Origin of the sequence: Epilithonimonas bovis DSM 19482, from assembly GCF_900108115.1 — a bacterium.
GTDB classification, from domain to species: Bacteria; Bacteroidota; Bacteroidia; order Flavobacteriales; family Weeksellaceae; genus Epilithonimonas; species Epilithonimonas bovis.
Genome location: NZ_FTPU01000026.1, coordinates 1 through 26,268, shown reverse-complemented (window position 1 = coordinate 26,268; position 26,268 = coordinate 1). Strand labels below are relative to the sequence as shown.

Sequence of the window (26,268 nt, the reverse complement as noted above, 5' to 3'; positions counted from 1 at the left end):
TTAATAGTAATTTAAAAAAGCGATAGTTATTATGCAGATAAAAACGCCTTGAAAAGTTTTGTCCATTTATCTATATACTCTTGTGGTATAGCATCAGCTTTCTTACTTTTTAATTGAGCTTTTGCAGCCATAGATATGCCTACTTTCCATCCCTTTTCTAACTCAATTCCATTAGCCGCAGCAAATGTTTCAATTTGAGTAACTACAGGAATTTTTTCATTATAAGTATCTTCAAAATCTACTTCATCTAAAGAGTTGAAAAGTCTTCCAACACCTTTCTTTATCAATGAAAATGGAATCAAATCTTCCACTTCTGATTTTTCAATTTCAGTAAAATCTTTAACATCAAGTATTCTATTTTCAAACCCTTGATACAAACCGGATAATAATCTTTTCTTCGCATCTTCGCCGCTCTTGTCAGAATCGATAATTAAATAAGGTATCTCATCTGCTTTACTCGAAATCATACTAACTACACCTGGAACTCCTTTTACACCGCCCGACGGTACAAATACAATTTCTTGTTCCGGAGCAATAAGTTTTTCTCTAATTAAAAATCCTTTAATAGCATTAAGATAAAACTGGTCAGATGGTCCTTCAACTACGACAGCTTGGCAACCCTGTAATAAGACATCTGAAACACTTAACCCTAAAGCGGCGTGAACTGCATATATAGATTTTTCATTTAAGGCATCGCTACCTTGTCTTAAATTACTTGAAGCAACCGTATAGCCATCCTTATCCATAAAAACGACCCTGCATCTGTCTATATTAGAAGTGTCAACAATGAATGGAGAATGGGTTGTATTGATTATCTGATTGCCTTGCGACAAATTATCAAAAAATACAGCAAGGTCTTTTTGTGCCAATGGATGTAAAGTAAGTCCCGCTTCATCAAGCAATAAAATTGCTCCTTTATGTTGTTCTTGACTTTCAACAAGGAAAATTAAGTAAAAGCTGATAAACCATTGAAGCCCTGTACTACGAAGTTCTAAGGCAACTTCGTCGGTTCTTACACTATCAGATACCCAAATACGGAAATAGTCGCCATCTGCTTCAAACCTAAATCTATATTCTCCCTGTTTCCACCATTCTTTAAACTTATTTGTCAAATCGCCGGAAGCAGACTGCAAGAGAATACTTCTTTCTTCCTTATCATTTTCTGCTTGTTTAATTTCTTCAGCAGTTGGTTGCATATTACCGTTTCTGCCGTTCCTAAGCATTGCCATTTCCTTAGGGTCTTGTCCCAGTTCCAAAATTTCTTTTGGGTCTAACTTCACAAATTCAAAAAGAACTCTTAATGTACGAACTTGTTCTTCGTTTATATCTATTCCATCTACAGCTTGCCCATTCAACCATTTGATAACATTAGGAAGATAGATTTTCGATGATAAGTTTCCATAGTTTGAGTAATAAACAAATGAAGGTAATTCTGCAAGAATTGCCTTTTCTAAATCCACATCTTTAAGGGGAACAATAACATCTTCTTCAATCGGTTCTTCGCCTTCTTCAACTTCTTTTGTTACTTTTTCTGTTTTAGTTGATTGTGGTTTCCCACTTGGAAATTCAAATGTGTAGCTTCCATCATAAAAACGTGTAACAGTTACTAATTTATCTCCTTGCAAGCTACATTCAACTTCATCTTCAATGCTCTTTATCGCTTCATCATCAAGTTCAAATTCTGCTGTAATAAATTTTACTTCTTCAGGAGTTTTTCGATAAGTACTTAGTTTAGAAACCGGCATATCGTGTAAAATATCAATATTTCCTTCTCTTGCTGGATTTAGCTTCCACAAAGCCAAAAGTAAGTTTGATTTTCCTGCTTCGTTAATTCCCACTAACGTTGTCACATTATCACAATCAATCCAACCGCTATCAAGAACTGACCGAAAATTTTCTACTTTGTATCTCTTTAGTACCATATTTTATTAAGGATTTACATTTGTTTGTTTTATGTATTTAATCTTGATGCCCATAACCAAGCTCTTCATTCTTATCCCAAAAAGACATAAAAAGTTCTGCCGGCGTTCCTTTTCTACTTGTCCATTCTGCAACAATTTTTATTGCTTCTTCCAAATCTTCAGTATAAGCCATTCTACCGTCGCTTCCTCGAATACCTTTTTCATCTTTTTTAGCACCTCGGTTTATAAGGACATTCTTTTCATCATATACTATTCTGCGAACATCCTCAAACTCTTTACCTTTAGGTAAATTATCTTTTAATAATTTAGTAAGTCCGTGATAGTATAACTGAAATTTTTGAACAGGGTCATCTATTTTTTGACCGAGTAGTTTTTCCGCTTCGTTTTCAATTACTACTTCTGAATCATAATTTATAAAAAGCTGTTCGCCTTTTACTTCTTCTGATTTTTGTAAAATCTCTAATCTTTCTAAATCTTCTTTAGAGAGATTACGTTCTACTTTGTTTTTGTTTAAATTATTATCGTTCATTCTGGTGGCTTTATACTGTTAATAATTCTCTTATTTTTAATGATGCTTCTTTGATTGATTCCACATCCCAATTAGCAACATTCAATTTTTTGGTTATATTTTTTATGTTCGGAAAAGCATCTTTAAATGCTGCCCAATAATCGTTTCCTAATTCAGATTGCCTCCATTGATATTGAGAATAAATAATACAAGAATGTATTTGACACTCCTTAGCAAATTTCTCTACCATAAACTTATTATGAATCAATTTCTCGATGTATCTCATTTTTTCTGAGGACAACAAGTATTCAGAGGCAAATTCATTTGCTTTGTCCTCCTGAATTAAAAACAAATCCGGCTCTCCTGATAAATGGTAACTTGTTTTCTGTATTGTTTCTAAATCAAATAATACGTGATGTAATTCGTGGATTAACGCAAACCAAATGGTGGCATAGTTCTTATTGAAATCAGTGATAACAATACACGGTTTATCATTTATGAAAAAAGTTGCGCCCCTAATCTGTGTTTTAGGTAATAATGGCTGAAAAACTACGGTAACGCCAATATTATATAATGCTTGAAAAACAGTTAGCAATCCATTTTCTATATTTTGAGTGTAAGGTTTGATTTTAGGAATCAGTTCCACTAATTCCTTTCTGCTATATTCATTTGGATTGTCAATAAGCTCGAAATATTTATAGCTGGATTTTATCCAAAAGTCTTTCATTTTATCACTGAAAGACTTTTTAGTTCTACTGTAAAGAGCATCACTTAACTCTCTATCGTAATCGTAAATAGAATCCAAGCCAAAAAAGCTACAAATTCGGTCTTTCAGAGTTTCCAAAGAATCATTCTTTTGAATAAATCCTAATCCCGCCAATGTTTTTAAATCAAAATATTTATTGATGAATGTAATATCCATTGATGATTGAAGCTCTCTGATTTCTTCAACCGGTCTATCTTTGAAATAAATAATGAGTAAGTCACTTAAATCAACTTCTAAAAACTCGGCGAGCTTTAATAGTTTAATAATATCAGTTTGCTTAGAAGTCTTATCTAAAATAGCATCCAAACTTCTTCTCTCCATTCCAGATAGCTTCTCAAATTGGGTTTTTGTTAAGCCTGACTGCTCTAATTTCTCTGTAAACAGGTCTTCAATAGAAGGTCCGTTATACTCAAAACTTTTATGTAATAAATTATCTATCATTCCTACTAAAGGTAAATTTACCTCAAAAATAATAAAATATTTCGAATAAAAAACAAAATAGAGGTAAATTTACCTCTATTTTGGAATTAGTTATTTTAATAATGTAGATTATAGTTCAGAAACAAAAGACCTCTCCATATCTTTAAACTTGTGAGATACCTTTTGCATATCCTTACCAACTTTCTCGTTGAGTATCTTGGCATAAATCTGTGTAGTGGCAATATTTTTATGCCCTAACATCTTACTCAAACTTTCGAGCGGAACACCTTCGCTTAAAAACAGAGTGGCAAAGGTATGACGTGCCAAATGAAAGGTTACTTTCTTCTCTTTAAGACAGTCTATTTGTTTGGATATTCGTTTTAAGCTGTCATTGCAAACAGTGTTTGAGGGTACAGGAAAAACCCTGCCGTCCTTTGACAATCCTGCATATTTTTCGATAATCATTTTGGGAATATCCAACAGCATTACATTGGATGATGTTGATGTCTTTTTTCTGCGTATGATAATCCATTGATTGCCGTCAAAGAATTCTTGAAGATTGCTGTTTTTCAATCCTTTTATATCTGAATAGGAAAGTCCTGTAAAGCAACTGAAAACAAACAGGTCTTTTACCAACTCATCTTTTTTTATGTCGCAGTTAAATGTTACAAGCTGTTCCAGCTCGTTCCGTAACAGATAGCCTCTGTCTTTGTCCTTTTTGGTATTCTTGTACTCGCTGAAAGGATTAAAAGCAAGATGTTTTCTGCTCATTGCCAATCGGCAAAGCGTGGTAAACCCAATCATATACACCCAAACCGTGTTATGCCCCAAATGGTGGTTATCACGCAGGTAGTAATCAAAGTCCTGCACAAAATCAGGAGTAAGGTCACTAAACGATACATCGGTATAACCGTATTTCACACGTGCAAAATTGCGAAGATGCTTTATGAGTGTTCTGTATCTCCGGTAAGAACCTATAACCCTAAGTCCGCTACCGACTTTTTTCTCGAAGTCCAAAAGAAATTGTTCGCAGAACTTGAAAAAGGTCAGTTTTCCGCTTTCCATACCGAGAAAGGCATTTTTAAGTTTCGCACTGTTTACTGCTCCCTCGTTTTTCAGGATTTTGGTATAGCACTCTTCAATACCCAAACGTATCTTATCAAGTTTACCGTTTACGTCTTGAGCTTCTCGGCTTTTCCCTAAAACCCTGCCGTACTTCAAATCCCAATTTGTTGAAGAAATATCCAGTTTGGTACTGAATGCAGACTGCGTACCGTTTACGGTAATCCTACACATAATCGGAATCAATCCGTTTTTCTTTGGAGCGTTCTTTTTAAGGTAGAAAAGCACCTTGAATGTTGATTTTTTTGTCGTTTCCATACTCACAATTCTTAATGATAAAATTAAACTTATGTGAGCCACGGAACAATATGAAAAACTATGCAAAAGGCTGAAATACAGTGTCTTGAAATATTTTTTTTCAATATTCAAAAGTAACGTTTTAGTAACCTTACTTTTGCCAATCGTTGCTTTTTCCTGCTTTTTACCTCACTACAAAAAATCATAAAACGGCTGTAAATCCTTTATTTACAAACGTTTTACCTGTTTTTAATCTTTGATGTATTTTTAGTGAAAATTTATTTTATAAGATACAAATTATGCTGTTTTCTAATCCTGTTTTTAAAAATAAATTAAATAGTGGGTTTTGTTAAGGAACGACTAACTAATGATAATTAAAATAAATTTTAGGGGGCGTATGTCTCTATATCATTGGGGGACAGAGACAATATCGAAACCTAATAATAATTCAATTTGGGTAATTTTTATTAGTCCCTCCTTCAAAAATCGGGGACTAAATTTGGGATTGTTCATTGGGTTTTAATGTTTTTCATTGTGTTATAAAATATTGTAAAATGTTAAAAAACAATAAAATAAATATTTATGGTTGTTTATTGAAATTAATCTATACTCCCGTCTTCGCTACTAAAAACCTCCTAATTACGGGAGGTTTTTTTATTTCCACACACTTGTACCAATCAAATAGGTTTACGATATTTGAGACCATTTATTTTTACCTTTATACTGGCGGATGTAATATTGTTTCATAATCTGATTATCAGGATGGTTCAGTAGAGAATCCTGTTCCAATATCTTTTCCACGGCAGATTTTGAAGCTTTTATAATGGCGGAATCTTCGATAAGGTTTAATTTTTTAAAATCGATCGTGCCACTTTGTTGTGTTCCCAATATATCGCCTGGCCCCCGAAGCTCCATGTCCACTTCAGAAATCCTGAAACCATCATTAGTTTGTACCATTGTTTTTATTCTGGTCCTGCTTTCTTTACTTAGTTTATCATCGCTCATCAGGATGCAGTAGCTTTGTTCAGCGCCTCGTCCTACTCGTCCGCGAAGTTGGTGTAACTGCGAAAGTCCAAACCGTTCTGCGCTTTCTATTACCATAACGGATGCATTAGGAACGTTCACGCCTACTTCAATAACGGTTGTAGCAACCATAATCTGAGCCTTCCCCGAAGCAAAATATTGCATATTAGCGTCCTTTTCTGCTGGTTTCATGCGGCCATGGACCATGGTGACATTGTAGGATGAGAAAAAATTCATCACATGGTCCAAACCTTCCATAAGGTTTTTATAATCCAATGTCTCCGATTCCTCGATGAGTGGATAAACAAAATAGATTTGCCGGCCTTTTTCAATCTCTTCTCTGCAGAAATTATAAACCGAAAGTCTGTCCTTTTCCCGCCTGTGAGCTGTAATAATTGGTTTTCTGCCAACCGGCATTTCATCAATCACAGAAACATCCAAATCCGAATAAAAACTCATGGCGAGAGTCCTTGGGATGGGTGTTGCTGTCATTACAAGGATATGTGGCGGGATATTGTTCTTGGCCCAGAGTTTTGCTCGTTGGGCTACACCAAACCGGTGCTGCTCATCAATAATGGCTAACCCAAGATTTTTAAATTTCACCTTATCTTCCAGCAATGCGTGGGTACCTACAAGTATTGATAACTCACCATTCTCCAATTCATTATGGATAATTTTTCTGTCCGCCGTTTTTGATGATCCGGTCAGGAAACGCACATTGATGGCAGTATCCTGCAGCAATCCTTTGATAGAGTTAAAGTGTTGCTGAGCCAATATCTCTGTAGGTGCCATCAGGCAGGACTGGAAACCATTGTCCAATGCAATCAGCATGGTTAGAAGTGCCACCATCGTTTTACCGGATCCCACATCTCCCTGTAACAGACGGTTCATTTGCGTAGATCGCCTCATGTCGGTTCTTATCTCTTTGAGAACTCTTTTTTGAGCACCGGTGAGCTCAAACGGCAGACAGTTTTCATAAAAGTGGTTGAAGTAGTCGCCCACGATGGGGAATGGGTTGCCAAAAGATTTGGTTTTCTGGTGAAGTTTTTTCAAACCGTATCCCAGTTGGAAGAAAAATGCTTCTTCAAACTTAAGGCGTCTGTCCGCAGCTTGAAAATGCTGATAGTCCTTCGGGAAATGGATATTGTAGAATGCACTTTGCCGGTCGGTCAATTGGAGTGAACTGGAAAGATATGTGGGAAGGTTTTCGGAAATTAACGATGGTAATTCTTTAAGGATGCTTAATATTACATTCTGAAAAAATTTATTGTTAATTCCTCTTTTACTAAGCTTTTCGCTACCAGGATAGATAGGGAGCAAAGTGCCATGCAACGCTTTCTTTTCATCGGTTTCAATATCCGGGTGAGGCATAGAGAAACTACCATTAAAGAAGTTGACCTTCCCGAAAATAAAAAGTTCCTTATTGAGAGGAATGCTTTCCTTCATCCATTTGCTGTATCTAAACCACACCAGATCAAGAGAGCCGGTCTCATCCCGGAATTTGGCCGAGAGGCGTTTCCCTTTGTTATAAGCGATCTCCTGGATATCCGTAATTTTCCCTCTCAGCTGAATATCTGCATCAGGCTCTTTGGTAAGATCACCAATTTTGTAAACTTTACTTTTATCCATATAACGTAACGGATAAAATGTAAGGAGGTCCTCCACAGTAGCAAGGCCCAAAACATTTTTGATTACTTTTGCACGCTCGGGTCCTATGTTTTTAAGAAATTCTATGGAAGTATCTAAAGTCAAGAAGGGTGATTTTTATTCCTACGAATTTCGGGAAATTATCTGATAATTAAAAGGCCGCTGACTAAGAGCGGTTTTAATCAGTCTCTGATTCTTGATTTGAATTTTTTCTGGTAATTTTCCCATTCTTTGCGTGACTTGATATTCTTGTAGAGGTTTTTGGATATCATCGTAAAGTACGGCTCAACTTCCTTAGCTTTCAGATCGCCGGACAGACTGGTGATAGGATTAGAATCTTCATCCAGAAAAACCATCGTTGGAATCATGTTGATATTCATGTATTTTGAAAACTGATGAAGAGGGTTTTTTGCTTTTTTTCCTTTATAGTCAGGGTTTGTAAAGCTCCGCCCGTCAAAATGCACCGCCTCGTTCCCGTCACTCTCAAACCGGACTGCATAAAAGTTATCATTAATGATCTTAGCTATTTCCGGATGGTTAAAGGTATATTTTTCCATCTCCTTGCAGGGTGCACACCAGTCTGCATAAAAATCAATCAGGATCTTTTTAGGTGCTTTTTTCTGAGCTTCCAGTGCCTGAGAAATGGTCATCCAGCGCACCTGCGCATGGCCTGAGCCCTGCGCAAGTAACAGAATAAGGATTAAAACTAATTTTTTCATTTGTGTTTTGTGTGTGTTTATTGTCTACTTCACGCCCTGCATCAGTTTTTTTACAAATGGTGATATCAAAATTAATACAATACCTGCAATTAAAGCGTACAATCCCAATTGTTTATATCCATCGGTGTAAGTGATAAGAGCATCGTAATTTGATGCGCCGGATTTAACTTTTGCCAGCCCCGCACCAATCTGCCCCGCCACATATTGCCCATAGGCTGAGGCCAAAAACCACATTCCCATCATCATGCCCTGTAATTTTTCTGTGGAAAGTTTGGTCATAATAGACAGGCCGATAGGTGAAAGGCATAATTCTCCGAAAGTGATGACCAACAGAGCAATTGTAAAAATATTAAGTGATGTAATACCTTGCAGCGTAGCAAAAAATTTGGTTCCGAATAGGATGTAATAACCCAACCCCAGAAAAATAAATCCCAACCCGAATTTATTGATAGTGTTTGGTTCCAGGTTCTTTTTGCTCAGCCAGATCCATACAAGGCCTATCAGTGGCGCTAAGAAGATGATAAACAGTGCACCAGCAGAATTGTTGACGCCGTTAGGATCCAGCCCAAGAAGGTCTTTATTAAGATTGTTGGCCGCAAAAATGCTTAACGATCCACCGCTTTGTTCATAGATTCCCCAAAACAGGATAGAGAATATGATGAAAACCAATGCCGCCCAGAGTTTTTTCCTTTCGGAGGAATTAACCTTAGTCATCTCATAGAAGAGGTAGAGTAGCGTGAGAGGACCTACTGTCCACATAAAGTAATCTGTATATTCCGGTACAGAAACCATGATCATTATTAAAGGGATAAAAACGATCGACAAAATATAAACACTGTACTCTTTCCATTTATCCAGTGGTGAGAATGTCCCGTCAGCATTCAGTTTTTGTGGTTGTAGGCCAATTGGGCCAAGCCGTCTCTGTGTGAATATAAAATTGACGAGGCTTACCAGCATGACTATTGCCGCCAGTCCGAATGCTACATTCCATCGTTTGTGTTCCGGTATCAGATCAGAGAACATCTCGCCTTTTCCTATGGCAATGCAGAGATAGCCGCCCAGGAGTGCTCCCAAATTAATACCCGCATAGAATAATGAAAATCCGGCATCCGTCCTGCTATCATTGGCCTTGTATAATTTACCTACCATCGTAGAAATGTTCGGTTTGAAAAAGCCTGTTCCTACAACCGTAAAAGAAATCCCGAGAAAGAAATAATCATGAGGGTTGGCCGCCAAAATAATGCTCCCAATTATCATCAGGAATCCGCCCCAGAACAGGGATTTTCTAAATCCTAAAATCTTATCAGCAAACAGACCACCGACAAAGGTGAATGCATACACAAATGCCTGTGTGGCACCATACTGTAAATTGGCCTGCTCATCATCAAACTTTAACTGCGAAATCATGAAGAAAACCAGCATGCCGCGCATACCATAAAAACAGAAACGTTCCCACATTTCTGAAAAAAATAATGACCATATTTGTCTTGGATATTTGCCTTTGAAGTTCTGAATTTCTTCAAGTGTAAGATTCATTGGATGAAATTTTGTTTTTGATAAAAAAAGTACCAACAAAGTTAAATAAAAAAACCATCTAAACGGTGGTTTAATTTTATAAAAGCTCTGCTGCAAGATTATTTGATACCGTGCATCATCTTTTTAAGGAATGGCGAAATTATAGCCAGAATAATACCTGCGATACCGCAAAGAACAACAAAAACCATAAAAAATTCGTAAAGATTATGGATTTCGTACCCGGCAAATGTGTGATTGGCCAACGGTATTTGGTTTTTGGTAAATAATTCAACCTGACTCGCATTGAGAGTCACTTTCTTATCAAGCACATCCTGTAGATTAATGCCCAACTCTTCAGCTTTTTTGAACTTATCACCTGTAGCAGGCATGATAGATCCCAGGGTTCCTGCCAGTGCATAACCAGCGGCATTAGAAATAAAGAATACGCCGTAAAGCAACGAAGCAAATCTTTTTGGTGCCAATTTACCTACCAAAGAAAGACCTATTGGAGATAAACAAAGTTCACCACATGTCTGTAGGAAATAAAGCAAAATCAGCCACTTGATAGCCAGTAATCCCGAGTTGCCAAGGTCTTTTACATTGTGTGCCAATATAAAGTAGCTGATGGCAATAATAACAAGCCCCATGGCTTGTTTAAGAGGTGATACAGGTTCTTTGCCCACACCTCTCAGTTTATCCCAAAGAAAACTGAACGGTACAGCCATTACAACAATAAAAAGTCCGTTGAAAATCTGAACCATTGATGGTGGCATAATCCATCCAAAGAAGTTACGGTCTGTTTGGTTATCAGCAATAAATGTTAATGATGAACCAGCCTGTTCAAATGCTGCCCAAAAGAAAATAACAAAGAATGAAACCACATAGATTACCAGAATACGGTCTCTCTCTACCTTGGTAATGGATGAGTCAGAAATAATTAATCCGGCTAATGTTAATCCGGCAGAATAAACCAGCGAGTAGACCACATTTTGACCTATACCAAAGTGAAACAAAAGGCCTAATAGAACAAAGGCAATCACGGCGCCGATGATAGATTTTTGAGAAAATTTTGCGGACTGTGCCTCGCCTTCTTCAAAATCCTCTGCCGTATTGTTTTTTGGAAGTCCACCAATCGGTCTGCCTTCAGGTGTTACAACATATCTGTTTTTAAGGAATAAAAACGTTAATGTGCCAAAAAACATGGCGATGGATGCTGCCAGGAATCCCCATTTGAATGCATGAATATCTCTGATGCCATCTACACTTTTTACATCTCCCAAAATTGGGCAAATTAGTTGTCCCAAAAATGCACCAAGATTAATTCCCATATAGAAGATTGTAAAGGCAGAATCCAGCTTGTTTTTTTCCTGTTTAGGATACAAGCTACCTACCATAGACGAGATATTTGGTTTGAAGAAACCGTTACCAAATATGATAACACCAAGTCCTACCCACAGCAGTGTTTTGGCTAAATCCAGGTTTTCACCAAATAATGTAGCACTAAAGAAAAGGATCAATTGACCAATCCCCATCAAGGTACCTCCCAAAAGTATACAATATCTGTTTCCCAGGTATTTATCTGCAATGAAACCGCCTAGCATAGGCGTCAGGTAGCATAAAGCCAAAAATCCTCCATAGATAATTGATGTTTCAGACTCTATAATTCCCAGGGAATTGATCATAAAAAGCGTTAGCAACGCTCTCATCCCATAAAAATTAAAGCGCTCCCACATCTCGGTTCCAAATAATACCCATAATCCTTTTGGATGTCTGGAATTGGATTGAACTGTTTCCATATATTTTAATTGTTAATTTTTATTAAAGGTAACAAATATAGTTTTTTTTCATAAACGGGAGCGGTAAATTGCAGGCGATTAACATAATGTGACAGTTTATTTTAAATTATGAATATTAGGAAGTCCACAGAAGAAGATATCTACGAAATCATGAACTGTATCAATACAGCAAGGCAGTTGATGCGCGATAATGGAAATAATGTCCAATGGACCAATGGCTACCCGTCACAGGAACTGATGTTAGAAAGCATAAAAAACGGATTTAATTACCTGATCATGGATGAAGGAGCCGTGGTTGCAACATTTGATTTTATTTTGGACGATGAGCCCACCTACGCTGTAATAGAAAACGGAAGCTGGCTTAATAACGAAAAATATGGTGTGATCCATCGTCTTGCTTCCAACGGGAAAGCAAAAGGTGTTGCACAATTCTGCTTCGAATGGTGTTTTTCACAATTCCCGAATATCAAAATAGATACGCACGAGAGTAACATCCCCATGCAAAAAGTCCTGGAACGGGTCGGCTATCAAAAATGTGGTACCATCTACATTGCCGATGGTTCAGCCAGGATTGCGTTTCAAAAAGCATGAATTAATTTGGGCAGCTTATCCGCCTTCCATTCCCGCTGTTTGTATTTTTTCCCGGCGGAATCCAAGACAAAAAATCCAAACGAGCTCCATTCAAGTCGGGCTGCGTGCCATTCGATGCCAAAAAAAATGATTGACAATTATTAATCATCAATTATCATTTATCATTAATTACTAGTATCAGTGTCCGCTTTCTCTCATGATTTTGTTAAGCTTTTTAAGCATTGATAATCCCAAAAGCGTTGCGAAGATTAACAGGGCAAAATTAACCAAGAAATAGTTGGCTTTGTTTTCATAATTGTACCATGTACTTGCCAGGATTCCGGATAATTTGTTCCCAACCGAATTGGCAAGGAAAAAACCTCCCATCATCAGTGCTGTTAACCTTGCCGGGGACAATTTGGAAACGAATGATAGTCCCATGGGCGAAAGGCAGAGTTCACCAATGGTAATCACGCCGTAAGATGCGACCAGCCAAAGTGCAGAGACTTTTTCCGCGCCGTTGTTTCCTGCAAAAACTGCAGCAACCATTACAAGGCAGGATAATCCTGAGATAAATAAACCCAAAACAATTTTTGTAGGTGTCAAAGGTTCTTTTCCCCGTTTCCTCAGTAATGCCCAAAAACCAACAACTATGGGTGTTAACGCAATGACCCAGAATGGGTTAATCGACTGGAACAATTCTGTATTATAGATAAAAATGGATTTATCCGGGCTTTTTTCTAATTCCGCCTTTTTTTCGGGTGATATATTCCTGAAATAGATATCTTTTCCGGATTCTTTCAAAGTCTTGCCATCTTTATCTTTCTGAGAACGGAATTGAGCGTCGAAAACAGGTGTCTCCTTATTTTCGTATTTTTTTTCTTCAACCATATAGAGCGAGGCTAATGGTTTTTCTATAGATTCGGAAACGCTTCTGTCCGTGTAATAATTAGCCCATCTCGTCAGTGCAGTTCCGTTCTGTTTAAAAACCGCCCAGAAAAACATACTGATCAAAAATATCGAAAGCAATGCGCCGATAGCGGGTTTCTCCAATTTATTAGATTTAAAATAAAGCGAAACGTAAAAGTAAATCACAGGCACACAGGCGAAAATAAATGCATCTGTATTGGTGCTGCCAAACACGTTAGTCCCCAGGATCATTGTTGGGACAAACCATCCAATAACACCTGCAATTATTGCCGGAACAAAAACTTTCATCAGGATCTCGGACAGTTTTGTGTCGCCTTCCTGTTTAGGTTTCATTTGTGCAGCATGGATATAGTGTTTTCGGCCGATTGTAAATATAAGCAGGCCGAGCAACATCCCAACACCGGCGGTTATAAAAGCTTCGCCCCAACCGAATTTGTTACGCATAAAAGCAGCAATAATGTTACAGATAAATGCCCCAATATTGATACCCATGTAGAAAATATTGTAACCGGAATCTTTGTTGGCCTTATAAGGTTCTTCGGAATAGAGATTACCCAATAGCGTTGATATCGTAGGTTTGAAAAAACCGTTACCAATTATAATGAGCGCCAGAGATCCATAGAACAACGGCAAATCCTTAAAAACGCCAACGCCAATGTAACCCAACGCCATCAGGACACCACCAAGGTAAATGGACTTGATATATCCCAAAACCCGGTCAGCCAAAAAACCGCCAAGGAAGGGTGTAAGGTAAGTCAGCGCGATGAATGTGCCGAAAATATCATCGGCATCTTTGTCAGGAAATCCCAATCCGCCATGCAAACCTTGCGGTTCTATAAGGTACAGTACAAAAATTCCGAGGATAAGATAATAACCAAATCGTTCCCACATCTCGGTAAAAAACAGGAATGGCAGGCCTTTAGGATGTTTTGTCATAATTTAATTTTTCACAACTTCCCAAAAATAGGCTTTTAAATTTAATAAAAGAAAAAGCCTCTCAAATTTTGAAAGGCTCTGCTCTATTTTTTGGTTGTTATGGGTGGCGGTGGAGTTGTGTAGTTATTAACTTCTGTAACTTTTGATTTCTCTGTTTTTACTAAACCATTAATGAGATCTTCAATATTTATTCTAGAACTTAAAAATAAATTTTCAAATGTATAGGAGAATACACCAGCATAACCTTCTTCTGTCAAATAATAGTTAGCTAAATAATGAAAATCCATGCCTTGAAAATTTGCAGAGTAATCTAAATACAAAACTTTGATTCCGTTAAGTGTTCTATATTCTGAAGAAATTAATCTGAAAAAACTGGCTCTTTTTTGAACATTCGAAATTATAAGGTCTTTCAAATTTTTTAATGTTTGAATTGGAGCTTTCTCAGAAACAAAAACACCATAAGATTGATTTGTGGTATCTTGAAACGTATATTCTGCTATTGGAGAAATGTCAGCTTTTACAGTTTTCCATTGTTTTGGATTAAAATAGATTCCAGCATTCAATTTCTGACTTCTTAAAAGAAAAGTGGCATCTTTGGATTTAGAAAAACTAGTGTTATTAGTAACAATTTCATCCATCGTTTCTCATCACTTTCATTTACAAATCGCCAAGTTTTATTTTCAAAAAGTACTACTTCCTTTCCATCTTCTGTGAGTGCTTTTATTTGTGATGTCAAAAAGGAATAAGTGAGCATTAGAAAGAGAATAGAATTTTTTTTCATTTAGATTGATTTTATAGTTTTTATTTTCACAACTTCCCAAAAATAGGTTTTTAAAATGAATTAGAAAATTTTTATAACTTTGATTAAGCTAAATATATAGAGATGGAAATTACAATAAAAGACCTTTATAAAAATATTGATTCTTTACCAAAATCATTATATGAAATTGTTTATAACTATATAAATTTATTAAAAGAAGAATCAAAAACAAACATTACTGATTGGCAGAAAAATGAGGTGAGGAAGAGAATTGAATTTGCAAAATTACACCCGGAATCGTTAGTTGATTTTGATAGTTTTATAGAAGATTTTGAAAAGCAATTTCTGAATGAAAACTAAGAAAATTATTTTAAAATCTGTCGATTTTGATTTGCTTGAAATAGTCAACTGGTATAATAAGATTGATAAGAAATTAACTAAAATGTTTTTCCAAGAGTTTAAAAACAAAGTTAACTACCTTACAGAAAACCCTAAATCGAGTGAAATAAAATACGATGATATTAGAATTGCTTATTTGATAAAGTTCCCATATTCCATTCATTACAAGTATGATGAAATAAAAAATACATTAATAATTTATTCTGTTTTTCACAATTCAAGAAATCCTGAAATCTGGCGAGAAAGAACATAAAAAATCCATTCAATTTTTTGAATGGATTTTTAGCTTTGATGAATTTTACAAATTCTCCAAAATAAAATTCGTCATTTTCTCATACAGCTGAGGCCTGGTGTTTCCGCCGTAGATTCCGTGGTTTTTATCCGGATACGCCATAAAATCAAACTGCTTTTTGTTCTGGATCAGAGCCTCAGAAAACTCCATAGAATTTTGGAAATGTACGTTGTCATCCGCCGTTCCGTGAATCAAAAGGAATTTCCCTTTCAAGAGATTGGCAAACGTTGTAGGCGAGTTTTGGTCATAACCATCGGCATTTTCCTGCGGGGTTTGCAAAAATCTCTCGGTATAGATGCTGTCATAATACCTCCAGTTGGTCACCGGCGCCACCGCAATGCCCATTTTGAAAACATCTGCGCCTTTTGTCATCGCAAGGCTGGTCATATAACCACCAAAACTCCATCCGAAAATCCCGATCCTTGATTTATCAATATAGAACTGATTGCCGAACCATTTTGCCGCTGTGATTTGGTCTTCTATTTCGTATTTACCCAATTGCTTGTACGTCACTTTTTTGAATTTTGCGCCTTTATAACCCGTTCCGCGTCCGTCAACACAAGCTACGACGTAACCTTTTTGAGCAAGCATCTCGAACCAGATTCCGTTTCCGCCATCCCAGGAGTTGGAAACCTGCTGAGAACCCGGACCCGAATATTGGAACATAAACAACGGATATTTTTTATTTGGGTCAAAGTTTTTTGGTTTGATGATCCACGCATTCAGTTGGTCGCCCACAGCATTAGGAATGGTAATGAATTCTTTTGTTACAAAACTGTCTTTGTTGAGTTTAGAAAGCAGTTCATTGTTGTTCTGCAATTCTTTGATCTCTTTCCCGGCAGCATCTTTCAAAACGTATTTGTTGGGCGTTCCTGCCGTAGAGTTGGTATTGATGAAATAATTGAATGACTTGCTGAAATTGGCTGAATTGTTCCCTTCAGGATAAGATACCAATGTCGTTTTACCATTGTCTATATTCAGCTTGGAAACCACTTTGTTAAGACTTCCTTTTTCTGTGGTTTGGATGTAAGCTTCCTTGGTTTTTGGATTATAGCCGTAATAATCGGTGATTTCCCAATTGCCTTTAGATACCTGTTTTTTTAACTTTCCGGTTTTATCGTACCAATACAAATGTCTAAAACCATCACGTTCCGAAGCCCAAAGGAAAGAGTTGTCATCCAAAAATTCCATTGTCAGATTATCGGTGTCAATCCAGGCATTATCCGTTTCTGAGAATAATTTGCTTACAGTCCCTGATTTTGTGTCCACATTCAGGAGGTCAACTTTGTTCTGATGCCTGTTGCTGGTGGCAATCACAATCTCGTTTTCACCGTTGGTCTGGAAAATCTGTGGAATGTAATAATTCTCAAAGTTTCCAAGATTGAGTTGAGATGTTTTCCCCGAATTTAATTGGTAAAGCTGCGCAGAAACCGTTGAGTTGTTTTCTCCTGCTTTTGGGTACTTGTACCGCATTTCGGTTGGATACAGCGATTTTCCATAGATTGGGATATAGATCTCCGGGACAGCAGATTCATTAAATTTCACGAAGACAATGGCATTGCCTGCTTTATTCCATTGATAATAATCGGGATGGCCAAATTCTTCTTCGTAAACCCAGTCTCCCAATCCGTTGATGACAGAATTCTTTTTTCCGTCAGTTGTGATTTGATTAATTTTTCCGGAACTCAAATCCTGATAAAAAAGGTTATTATCTACGATAAAGGCTACTTTGCTCCCATCCGGAGAAAATTTGGGTTCCTGAATATAATTTCCGTTGTTAAGGGGAGTTACCTGATTTGATTTCAAATCTTTAACATCAAATTTCCCCAGGAAAGAATGCCTGTAGATAGGTTGGCTTTCTTTCTGAAGAAGGATTTTGGACTCATCTGCTGAAAAAATGTAGGCTTCATAACTACCATCTACAATATTTCCAGATTTCTGAGATGTTTTGTAATTGTATTTTGCGATGCCATCTTTTTCTATGGTGGCGTAGTTTTCGCCGTCATTAAGAGAGGCAATGCCTGCGATCCCTTTTCCGCGGTAATAGCCGGAATAGATTTTATCGAGTGTAATTTCTTGTGCTTTAATGTTTTGTGAAAAAATTGCCGTTATCAAAACAACAGGTAAGAAAACTTTTTTGTTCATAGCTTTTCTATTTGTATACAAGGATTTATAAGCCTTTCTGTTCTAATTTTTTTTGAATTGTAAATATATTTAATTTTTGTCTATAATGTTGAGTTATAGTCTAACCCTTTCAGAGTTTCAAACTCTGAAAGGGTTTTCAACGTAGAATCGCCAATGCGTGAGGGATAGAAACGGAAATCCTTTTATGTTTTTTGCTAAAAACATAAAAGATTACAGTGCATAGCCCGACCCGAGCTTTGGCCTTGGCTTGGACGAGGGGCACGCCCAAACTGACAACGGTTAAACAAAAACTATCAACTAATATTTGTATCTTTGCGCCATTATTTTTCTCACTTAAAACGTTTATAGCATGCAACTGTACAACACCTTAAGCGCAGAAGAAAGAGCTCAACTTATTGATGAAGCTGGTAAGGAACGCCTTACATTGTCTTTCTATGCGTACGCCAAAATTGAAGATCCTAAAAAATTTCGCGACGACTTATTTATAGCCTGGAACGCTCTTGATGCGTTGGGTCGTATTTATGTGGCGACTGAAGGTATTAACGCTCAGATGAGCGTTCCTGCAGAAAATTTTGAAGCTTTTAGGGATACGCTGGAAGCATACGATTTTATGAAGGGTATCCGTCTGAATGTGGCTGTGGAGCAGGATAACCACTCTTTTTTGAAATTAACTATTAAGGTCAGAAATAAGATTGTTGCGGACGGGTTGAATGATGAGACTTTTGATGTCACCAATAAAGGGATTCACCTGAAGGCTCAGGAATTCAATAATATGTTGGAAGACCCGAATACGATCGTCGTTGATTTTAGAAACCACTACGAAAGTGAAGTGGGCCATTTTGAAGGTGCAATTACGCCTGATGTAGAGAATTTCCGGGAAAGTTTGCCGATTATTAATGAGCAATTGCAGGATTATAAAGAAGATAAGAATCTTTTGATGTATTGTACCGGCGGCATCCGTTGTGAGAAGGCGAGTGCTTATTTTAAACATCAGGGGTTCAAAAATGTTTACCAGCTAGAAGGTGGGATTATCGAATATACGCGCCAAATCAAGGAAGAAAATATTGAAAGTAAATTTATAGGAAAGAACTTTGTGTTTGATCACCGTTTAGGCGAAAGAATTACAGATGATATTATTTCGCAGTGTCACCAGTGCGGAAAACCTTGTGATAATCATACGAATTGTGCTAATGATGCCTGCCATTTGTTATTCATCCAATGTGATGAATGTAAAGCTAAGATGGAAAACTGTTGCTCAACAGAATGCCTGGAAACCATCCATCTGCCTTGGGAAGAGCAGGTTGCAAGAAGAAAAGGATTGCAGGTTGGTAACAAAATTTTCCGAAAAGGTAAATCTGATGCGTTGAAGTTTAAACAATCCGGGGATTTGTCAACACTTACGTTGGCTAAAGCAACAAAGGCAAAAACAAATGATGTCCGCCAAAAAATAAAAGTTAAAAAAACGTTGATAGGAAAAGCGGAACATTATTTTACCAAATCAAAAATTGCCCAGTTTTTAATCGAAAATAATGGATTGGCTGTGGGAGATAAAGTTTTGATTTCCGGACCTACAACTGGCGAACAGCAAATCACTATCACTGAACTTTTCGCCAATGGAATTTCAACTGAGACTGCAAAGGTTGGAGATCAGATTACTTTTGTGCTTCCGTTCAGAGTTCGCTTATCTGATAAGTTGTATAAAATCTTATAAAATCTAAGATGACAAACAACGGTAAAATAGAACTGATGGCGCCGGCCGGCGATTTTACAGCAATGCAGGCAGCTTTGGACAATGGTGCAGATTCCATTTATTTTGGTGTAGAACAGTTGAATATGCGTGCAAGAGCGTCAATGAATTTTACGATTGACGACCTTCCGGAAATCAGCAGACGCTGCAGCGAAAAAGGCGTGAGAACTTATCTCACACTCAACACAATTATTTACGATCACGATCTATCTATCATAAAAACCCTTCTATACAAAGCAAAAGCGGCTAATCTAACGGCTGTTATTGCGATGGACCAGGCGGTGATTTCGTATGCGAGACAAATCGGACTGGAAGTCCATATTTCTACGCAGATCAATATCACAAACATTGAAACGGTTAAGTTTTATGCGCTTTTTGCCGATACAATGGTAATGAGCCGGGAACTGAGCATCACTCAGATAAAAAAGATCTGTGACCAGATTGTAAAAGACGATGTTAGAGGGCCTTCCGGAAATCTGGTAGAAATTGAGATTTTTGGACACGGAGCGCTCTGTATGGCCGTTTCCGGAAAATGTTACCTGAGCCTGCATTCGGCTAATTCTTCTGCGAACAGAGGTGCCTGCAAGCAAAACTGCAGAAAAAAGTATACAGTCATCGACCAGGAGACAGGTTTCGAAATCGAACTGGATAACGAATATATGATGTCTCCAAAAGATCTTTGCACCATAGGTTTCCTTGACCAAATCGTGGATGCAGGCGTGAAAGTTCTGAAAATTGAAGGCCGCGGACGTGCACCGGAATATGTCGCGACGGTTGTCAAAGCATACAGAGAAGCAATTGATTCTATTGCAGAAGGTACTTTTTCCCAAGAGAAAGTTGCGGAATGGATGAAGCAGCTGGAAACTGTTTACAACAGAGGATTCTGGAGCGGCTATTACCTTGGACAGGAGTTGGGAGAGTGGTCTCATAATTCTGGTTCCAGCGCCACTCAGAAGAAAGTTTACATTGGAAAAGGTCGCCATTTTTATCCGAAGTCCAATGTTGCAGAATTTCTTATAGAAGCTTATGATCTGACAGTTGGAGACAAGGTTTTGATCCAAGGGCCAACCACCGGTTCTCAGGAAATGGTGATTGAAACGATGCAAGTAGATGAAAAGCCGGATTCTGAAAAAGCGATAAAGTCTGATGTGATTACTTTCAAAACCGATTTCAGAGTTCGCCCTTCGGATAAGCTGTATAAAATAGTTCAGGCATAAAGCAATTCGGAGTTTCAAGTTAACATTGTTAAACCTTGAATCTTAAACCTTAAACTAAAAATGGTAATTGTAACACTTCAGCGGGATAAATGTATTGGTTGTAATTATTGTGCGGAATTTGCGCCGGACTTTTTCAGAATGTCTAAAAAGGATGGTAAGTCGGTTTTGCTGAAAGCTACCGATAAGAAAGGATTCTATACAATAAAAACACCGCAGCACGATGCTTTTGAACCTTGCGAAAAAGCAGCGAAAGCTTGTCCAGTTAATATTATTTCGGTCAAAGAGATTTAGAATGAATTCAGGCCTTTCAAAAACAGAGCTCAGAACTATTTATAAAGCCAAAAGAATGGCCTTATCACAGCATGAGGTCGATTTTTTATCTCAAAAAATCTTCAAGCAATTTATTTTACAATTTAATAGTATTGAAAATCAAATAATTAGTGTCTTTTTACCTATTAAGAAATTTAATGAGGTTAATACAAAAATTTTTATTGAATATTTTTTTGAAAATAATAATAGGATTTTTGTTCCAAAAATTCAGGATGGCAAAATGATTTCTGTAGAGATTTTTCCGGATACAGAATTCAAAATCAAAAGCTGGGGAATCCCAGAGCCGGCCTCTGATAAGAGTGTAATTGTTGAATATGACTACGTTCTTACACCATTATTATACTGTGACCGTTTCGGAAACAGGATTGGATACGGAAAAGGATTTTATGATCAATTCTTTGCACACCATTTAGGGATTCGTAAAAAAATAGGACTTAATTTCTTTAATCCTAATAAGGATATTAATGACAAATCAGTTACAGACTTCCCATTAGATGGATTAATTACACCAGACAGATATTTCGAATTTTAATTAAGTGACTGATTGTTAGTGTATTTTATTTGTAAAATGCTTTACAATAGGTTTACAAGCTATTTATTCGGGATTTTTAGATTTGGATACTACTTTTGTCATGTAAAGATTGATCAACAATCAGAAAAAAAAATATCACAATAATTAATTTAAATTTTTAGAACATGAAAAAGTCATTATTTGTAGCTGCTATTGCTGCTATCGCTCTTGTAGCTTGTAAAAAAACTGATAAAGTAGAAGCTGCTGCTGTTGATTCAGTAGACGCTACAGCTGATTCTGCTGTTGCTGCTATCGATTCTACTAAAACTGCTACAGTTGATTCTGTTAAAGCTACTGCCAATTCTGCTAAAGCTGAAGTAAAAGCTGACGAAAAAGCTGCTAAAGCTGAAGTAAAAGCTGACGAGAAAGCTGCTAAAGAAGAAATCAAAAAATAATTAGATCATTCTAATTACTGAAAAAGCCGCTATTATTTAGCGGCTTTTTCTTTTGTTATGCTGTCTGCTTTTTTCTGATAAAAGTGGATAAAATAAAATTTAAATTCTTTTTTAAACTGCACCGGCGATGCTTTTAACATGTATTGTGCATTTCTGTTGACCGTGGCTATATAAGTTTTTCTATTGTCGTAATACTCCACATCGAAGTTTGCGAAATCCAAAGTGTCTTTTTCCCGAATCGATTTGGATGTCGTTAAATTATTGACTTTTACATAACGGACTTTAAGGCTGTCCATCTCGTGCAGAAGTGGCTTTAGATTATTAGAATCTTTGCTTAAAAAGTGAGCCTGCATCTGTGTATATATCACCGAATCAATCTCAGTATCCTTATTACCCGACGTATAAAGAGTAGATAACTCCAATAAATCTTTTACTTTCTGAGTCGTGATGAGGTTGATAGCCTGCACACTGTCCAGTTTTGTTTTAGAATAAGTTTTTTGGTTGTTCTTATATTTTATGCTTTCTATAGAAGATCCGTCGCCGTCGTATTTTTTGTTGCAAGAGGCAACAACAGCAAGAATTGTGAAGAGGCCAATCAACGTAGCCTTTCTGTTATTTCTTTTTTTCATCGTCTGTAATTTTGAATTTAATCATAACAATTTTCCCATTTTTCATTTGAGAATCAATTACTTCCAGATTTTCAAGAGACGTTGTAGGAAGTGTGACCAAGGAAATGTATTTTTGTTTATCCAGGGTTTCTATCCCATAGATGTCGCTGTCTACCACCTGATAAATCAGGGCGTTATCGCTGATGAGTTTATTAAGTTCGCTTGTTTTTTTCTTAAAATCTTTAATCGATTTGGAGTAGTAATACAGTTGTACAGCATACTCGTTGGGTTTAAGTTCTATATTTTCAGTGTCTGGTGCATTGGTTAGATCTCGGGTAATGGTTTCAGATTTGTAGAAAGGTGATGAGATCTCCATTTTAAGGTTTTTGCTCTTTGTTTCGTAGACAAAAGGTGCATTAGGCTTCACCTTAAAGAGAATGGGAGATTCGTTTTCACGGATGATTTTAACGTCCAGTTCACCCTTTATGGATGAGTTCCTGTCCGCATCTATAAATGCATAAGTGTATTTTTTGTAAAAAAGATTGTCATAAAATACAAGAACTAAAACGACAGCAAACAGAAAAATCGAGATTCCCAGCCATAGATATCTTTTTAGGAAGTTAGAATGTTGGCTGCGGTTCGCAATCTGATTATTAATCTCATCGACGGCCTGGTTGTCTATAGAAACAGGTTGTTGCTTAGTAGGGCTTAAGTCAGAGCTTTCAGGAGCCTGATTTGTGTTAATCTGCTCTGCTGTCTCGGGTGAATTTTTTTCTTCTACTATTTCAGGCTTAGGCGTCGGGAGAGAAACCGGGTTTTTCTTTTTAAACTCAAACCAGGAGCTGTATCCAACATATACAGACAAGATGTTCAGCATATCGATCCGCGGCGTTTTTTCCTGTGCGTTATTTTTAAAGTAGGTGTAAAATGTCTTTTCGCTAATGTTGCCTTTTGCCTTTTGTCTAAGATCTTCCTGAAAATAAATGATGTCAATACCCCGCCATTTCGAGATATCGTCGTGTGATGGTGAATGAGTTTCAAGATATTTATCCTGAATCGCATTTTTTAAGGATTGAAAATATGAAAATTCTATATCGCTCAAAACTAAATTTATTCTTAATTAATTGATTTACAGTTAGACTTATTTGTAAATCGTGTTTTACAAATATATTACAATTAATTTTCAAATACCAAATTTATTTATTGTCATAATTTTGCTCTGTTCAAATGAGGACAATCTATTAACTAACAATTTAAATTTAATTATTATGAAAAAGTCATTATTCGTAGCTGCTATCGCTGCTGTAGCTCTTGTAGCTTGTAAAAAAACTGAAAAGGTAGAAACTGCATCTGCTGATTCTTCAGCTGCTGTTGTTGATTCTGCTGCTGCTAAAGTTGATTCAGCTGCTGTAAAAGTTGATTCAGCTGCTGCTAAAGTTGACGGTGCTGCTGCTAAAGTTGATTCAGCTGCTACTAAAAAATAATCTTAACCAAGTTAAGAATTTTAACCACTTCTTTTTAGGAGTGGTTTTTTTATTGTTCAAGTTTCTGTCTCAGAACTTCGTAGCAGGTAATGGCAGCGGCATTGCTGAGATTAAGAGAATCAATTGTACCCGCCATTGGGATCAATATATTTTCTCCTTTTCCTCTCCAAAAACCGCTTAGGCCGGAATGTTCGGTTCCAAACAATACAGCGCTTTTTTTTGTCAGATCCTTATCCTGTAATTTCTTTGCGTCATCTGACATAAAAGTCGTAAAAATATTATAACCGTTGATTTTTAAAAATTCTAACGTTTCTTCATTAGATGCCTGGAAGATATTCATCCCAAAAAGACAGCCGACACTGGAACGTATGACATTGGGATTATAAAAATCAGTTTTGGGATCAGTTACAATCAGTGCATTAAGCCCAAAGGCTTCGCAGCTTCTAAGGATTGCTCCAAGATTCCCTGGTTTTTCGACACTTTCTAAAATGATGATAGCCGAATCCTGCTTTGGTTTGAACTCGGCAAGATTTCTTTGTTCCAGTTTATAAATCCCGATAATCCCTTCTGTTGTTCCTCGATAGGCAATTTTTTCATAAAGCTTTTCTGACACGTAATGTACCTTAGAATCCGGCAATTTCCCTTTGAAAATCGCTTCGCAGATGTAAAATTCTTCGGGCTGGTTGCCAAAATGCAGTGCACGCTCGTTCTCCTGCTGGCCTTCCACAATAAAAACGCCGGCTTTTCTCCGGTCCTGATTTTTAGAAAGAAGTCTGGTCAGTCTTTTGATTTTTTCGTTTTGAAGGCTTTCGATGAGCATTTTTCTGAATTTTTCACAAATGTACAATGTATAATGTATACTGTAAAATGTGCCTTATGAAAAGTTGAATCTTTACGATCTGCGGTATGCGTGAGGGATTGCAGTGAAAAGCCCGCAGCGAGGTACGAGCGAGGACTTGTAACATAAAGCCCGGCCCGCGATGCTGCTATGTGTGGGGGGAGGGCACGCCCAAATATTTATTACAAGAAGTTGAAAATTATCTATCTTTGTTTTATGATTTTACGCGGAGAAAATTTAATCAAAGAATACGGACCCAAAAAAGTTGTAAAAGGAGTGTCTCTGGAGGTTCAGCAGGGTGAAATTGTCGGACTTTTGGGGCCAAATGGTGCGGGGAAAACGACATCCTTCTACATGATTGTGGGACTGGTAAAACCAACTTCGGGCAATGTTTTTCTTGATAACCAGAATATAACGCAGGACGCGATGTACAAAAGAGCCCAAAAAGGTATTGGATATCTGGCTCAGGAAGCTTCTGTTTTCAGGAAATTGTCTGTGGAGGATAATATCCTGGGTGTTCTGCAGCTTACCAAACTTTCCAAAAAAGAACAGCAAAAAAAATGTGACGAGCTGATCGAGGAATTCCATCTGGAACACGTACGTAAAAACCGTGGCGATCTGCTTTCCGGAGGCGAAAGACGTAGAACCGAGATTGCACGCTGTTTGGCGACAAGCCCCAATTTTATCCTTTTGGATGAGCCTTTTGCCGGTGTTGACCCGATTGCAGTGGAAGATATCCAAAAAATCGTAAGATCATTGGTAGAGAAAAATATTGGGATACTGATTACCGACCACAACGTGCAGCAAACTTTGGCGATTACCAACAAAACCTACATTATGTTCGAAGGAAAAATCCTGAAAGAAGGCCTTCCGGAAGATTTGGCTAATGATCCCGAAGTTAGGCAGGCTTATCTTGGAGAGAATTTTAGGTTTGAAAAGATTTAGATTTTATCGCAAAGGCGGAAAGTTTCTAAAATTCAAAATTATATTATAAGTCGCAAAGGAAAAACTTGGCGACTTTCTTTTATAAATACATTAAATGTTTTTTGCGACTTTGCGATAATAATTAGTCATTCCTTAAAATAAATACAACGATTTGATATTCAATATTTTATTATCAAATTTCGCTTAAAAATGTTGTATAAAATTGCAGAAAATCGTATTTTTAGGGTATAAAAAGTGGCAAAATGTTAGGAAAAATAAAACAGGATTTACAGCAAAATTTATTCAAGACCAGACTTACCGAGCTTATTAATATGGATCATCCACTTGTAAAATTAGCGCATGAGATTTCTTGGGATAAAATAGAAGCTGAGTTCGAGGGTTTATTTTCAAAAGAAGGAAGACCCTCTATTGCGGTTCGCAAAATAG

General features: G+C 37.0%; 24 protein-coding genes and 1 pseudogene. 11 read left to right on the top strand and 14 right to left on the bottom strand.

Annotation, left to right across the window (positions count from 1 at the left end; all coding sequences use genetic code 11):
* Nucleotides 1-29 precede the first annotated feature (29 nt).
* From B0B05_RS11240 to B0B05_RS11205, 8 genes are all read right to left on the bottom strand, one after another.
* Complete coding sequence (locus B0B05_RS11240; RefSeq protein WP_076783745.1) at nt 30-1,922, bottom strand: AAA family ATPase; 1,893 nt, start codon at nt 1,920-1,922, stop codon at nt 30-32.
* A gap of 37 nt (nt 1,923-1,959) precedes the next feature.
* The gene (locus B0B05_RS11235) at nt 1,960-2,451 is read right to left on the bottom strand and encodes a hypothetical protein (protein ID WP_076783744.1); all 492 of its coding nucleotides are present in this window, start codon (nt 2,449-2,451) and stop codon (nt 1,960-1,962) included.
* Nucleotides 2,452-2,461: 10 nt separating this feature from the next.
* On the bottom strand, nt 2,462-3,637 hold the full coding sequence (locus tag B0B05_RS11230) for an ImmA/IrrE family metallo-endopeptidase (RefSeq protein ID WP_076783743.1): 1,176 nt from the start codon (nt 3,635-3,637) through the stop codon (nt 2,462-2,464).
* A 108-nt stretch (nt 3,638-3,745) separates the two neighbouring features.
* Nucleotides 3,746-4,996: a site-specific integrase gene (locus B0B05_RS11225; RefSeq protein WP_076783742.1), complete on the bottom strand. Its 1,251-nt coding sequence runs from the start codon at nt 4,994-4,996 to the stop codon at nt 3,746-3,748.
* A gap of 666 nt (nt 4,997-5,662) precedes the next feature.
* Nucleotides 5,663-7,750, bottom strand: coding sequence for an ATP-dependent DNA helicase RecG (recG, locus tag B0B05_RS11220; protein WP_076783741.1), 2,088 nt, complete (start codon nt 7,748-7,750; stop codon nt 5,663-5,665).
* Nucleotides 7,751-7,827: 77 nt separating this feature from the next.
* A complete protein-coding gene (locus B0B05_RS11215) occupies nt 7,828-8,364 on the bottom strand; it encodes a thioredoxin family protein (protein ID WP_076783740.1) in 537 nt (178 codons plus the stop codon).
* Between the two features lie 24 nt (nt 8,365-8,388).
* On the bottom strand, nt 8,389-9,900 hold the full coding sequence (locus B0B05_RS11210) for a peptide MFS transporter (RefSeq protein WP_076783739.1): 1,512 nt from the start codon (nt 9,898-9,900) through the stop codon (nt 8,389-8,391).
* 98 nt (nt 9,901-9,998) lie between these two features.
* Nucleotides 9,999-11,675 (bottom strand): peptide MFS transporter, encoded by a 1,677-nt coding sequence (locus B0B05_RS11205; protein ID WP_076783738.1) that lies wholly within the window; start codon nt 11,673-11,675, stop codon nt 9,999-10,001.
* Nucleotides 11,676-11,783: 108 nt separating this feature from the next.
* Between B0B05_RS11205 and B0B05_RS11200 the strand changes: the two genes are divergently transcribed.
* Nucleotides 11,784-12,266: a GNAT family N-acetyltransferase gene (locus B0B05_RS11200; protein ID WP_084173943.1), complete on the top strand. Its 483-nt coding sequence runs from the start codon at nt 11,784-11,786 to the stop codon at nt 12,264-12,266.
* A gap of 177 nt (nt 12,267-12,443) precedes the next feature.
* Here the strand turns inward: B0B05_RS11200 and B0B05_RS11195 are convergent, their stop codons facing one another.
* Nucleotides 12,444-14,114 carry a peptide MFS transporter gene (locus tag B0B05_RS11195; RefSeq protein ID WP_076783736.1) on the bottom strand — a complete coding sequence of 557 codons (1,671 nt, stop codon included), beginning with the start codon at nt 14,112-14,114 and terminating at the stop codon, nt 12,444-12,446.
* An 80-nt stretch (nt 14,115-14,194) separates the two neighbouring features.
* Nucleotides 14,195-14,749 carry a hypothetical protein gene (locus tag B0B05_RS11190; protein WP_076783735.1) on the bottom strand — a complete coding sequence of 185 codons (555 nt, stop codon included), beginning with the start codon at nt 14,747-14,749 and terminating at the stop codon, nt 14,195-14,197.
* A gap of 245 nt (nt 14,750-14,994) precedes the next feature.
* Here B0B05_RS11190 and B0B05_RS11185 point away from each other — a divergent pair, with 245 nt between their 5' ends.
* Both B0B05_RS11185 and B0B05_RS11180 read left to right on the top strand, forming a co-directional pair.
* Nucleotides 14,995-15,231 carry a hypothetical protein gene (locus tag B0B05_RS11185; RefSeq protein WP_076783734.1) on the top strand — a complete coding sequence of 79 codons (237 nt, stop codon included), beginning with the start codon at nt 14,995-14,997 and terminating at the stop codon, nt 15,229-15,231.
* Nucleotides 15,221-15,523: a hypothetical protein gene (locus tag B0B05_RS11180; protein ID WP_076783733.1), complete on the top strand. Its 303-nt coding sequence runs from the start codon at nt 15,221-15,223 to the stop codon at nt 15,521-15,523. The genes B0B05_RS11185 and B0B05_RS11180 overlap by 11 nt, the downstream gene beginning before the upstream one ends.
* A 45-nt stretch (nt 15,524-15,568) precedes the next feature.
* Here the strand turns inward: B0B05_RS11180 and B0B05_RS11175 are convergent, their stop codons facing one another.
* Entirely contained in the window at nt 15,569-17,707 is a 2,139-nt protein-coding gene (locus tag B0B05_RS11175; protein ID WP_076783732.1) for a S9 family peptidase, read from the bottom strand.
* A 349-nt stretch (nt 17,708-18,056) separates the two neighbouring features.
* Here B0B05_RS11175 and trhO point away from each other — a divergent pair, with 349 nt between their 5' ends.
* From trhO to B0B05_RS11145, 5 genes are all read left to right on the top strand, one after another.
* The gene (gene trhO, locus B0B05_RS11165; protein ID WP_076783730.1) at nt 18,057-19,418 is read left to right on the top strand and encodes an oxygen-dependent tRNA uridine(34) hydroxylase TrhO; all 1,362 of its coding nucleotides are present in this window, start codon (nt 18,057-18,059) and stop codon (nt 19,416-19,418) included.
* Between the two features lie 8 nt (nt 19,419-19,426).
* Nucleotides 19,427-20,671, top strand: coding sequence for a peptidase U32 family protein (locus tag B0B05_RS11160; protein WP_076783729.1), 1,245 nt, complete (start codon nt 19,427-19,429; stop codon nt 20,669-20,671).
* Nucleotides 20,672-20,731: 60 nt separating this feature from the next.
* Nucleotides 20,732-20,962, top strand: coding sequence for a ferredoxin (locus B0B05_RS11155; RefSeq protein ID WP_076783728.1), 231 nt, complete (start codon nt 20,732-20,734; stop codon nt 20,960-20,962).
* 1 nt (nt 20,963) lies between these two features.
* Entirely contained in the window at nt 20,964-21,533 is a 570-nt protein-coding gene (locus tag B0B05_RS11150) for a 5-formyltetrahydrofolate cyclo-ligase (protein ID WP_076783727.1), read from the top strand.
* 164 nt (nt 21,534-21,697) lie between these two features.
* A complete protein-coding gene (locus B0B05_RS11145; RefSeq protein ID WP_076783726.1) occupies nt 21,698-21,967 on the top strand; it encodes a hypothetical protein in 270 nt (89 codons plus the stop codon).
* Between the two features lie 32 nt (nt 21,968-21,999).
* On the opposite strand, the gene B0B05_RS11140 is transcribed toward B0B05_RS11145, so the two are convergent.
* Both B0B05_RS11140 and B0B05_RS11135 read right to left on the bottom strand, forming a co-directional pair.
* Entirely contained in the window at nt 22,000-22,596 is a 597-nt protein-coding gene (locus tag B0B05_RS11140; RefSeq protein ID WP_076783725.1) for a hypothetical protein, read from the bottom strand.
* Nucleotides 22,580-23,677 carry a hypothetical protein gene (locus B0B05_RS11135; protein ID WP_076783724.1) on the bottom strand — a complete coding sequence of 366 codons (1,098 nt, stop codon included), beginning with the start codon at nt 23,675-23,677 and terminating at the stop codon, nt 22,580-22,582. The genes B0B05_RS11140 and B0B05_RS11135 overlap by 17 nt, the downstream gene beginning before the upstream one ends.
* 166 nt (nt 23,678-23,843) lie before the next feature.
* Here B0B05_RS11135 and B0B05_RS11130 point away from each other — a divergent pair, with 166 nt between their 5' ends.
* Complete coding sequence (locus B0B05_RS11130) at nt 23,844-24,059, top strand: hypothetical protein (protein WP_076783758.1); 216 nt, start codon at nt 23,844-23,846, stop codon at nt 24,057-24,059.
* A gap of 49 nt (nt 24,060-24,108) precedes the next feature.
* Here the strand turns inward: B0B05_RS11130 and B0B05_RS11125 are convergent, their stop codons facing one another.
* A complete protein-coding gene (locus tag B0B05_RS11125) occupies nt 24,109-24,879 on the bottom strand; it encodes a TrmH family RNA methyltransferase (RefSeq protein ID WP_076783723.1) in 771 nt (256 codons plus the stop codon).
* A 234-nt stretch (nt 24,880-25,113) separates the two neighbouring features.
* Here B0B05_RS11125 and lptB point away from each other — a divergent pair, with 234 nt between their 5' ends.
* Nucleotides 25,114-25,842, top strand: coding sequence for an LPS export ABC transporter ATP-binding protein (gene lptB, locus B0B05_RS11120; protein ID WP_076783722.1), 729 nt, complete (start codon nt 25,114-25,116; stop codon nt 25,840-25,842).
* Nucleotides 25,843-26,084: 242 nt separating this feature from the next.
* Nucleotides 26,085-26,268, top strand: a pseudogene (locus B0B05_RS11115) (IS5/IS1182 family transposase); the annotation flags it as partial.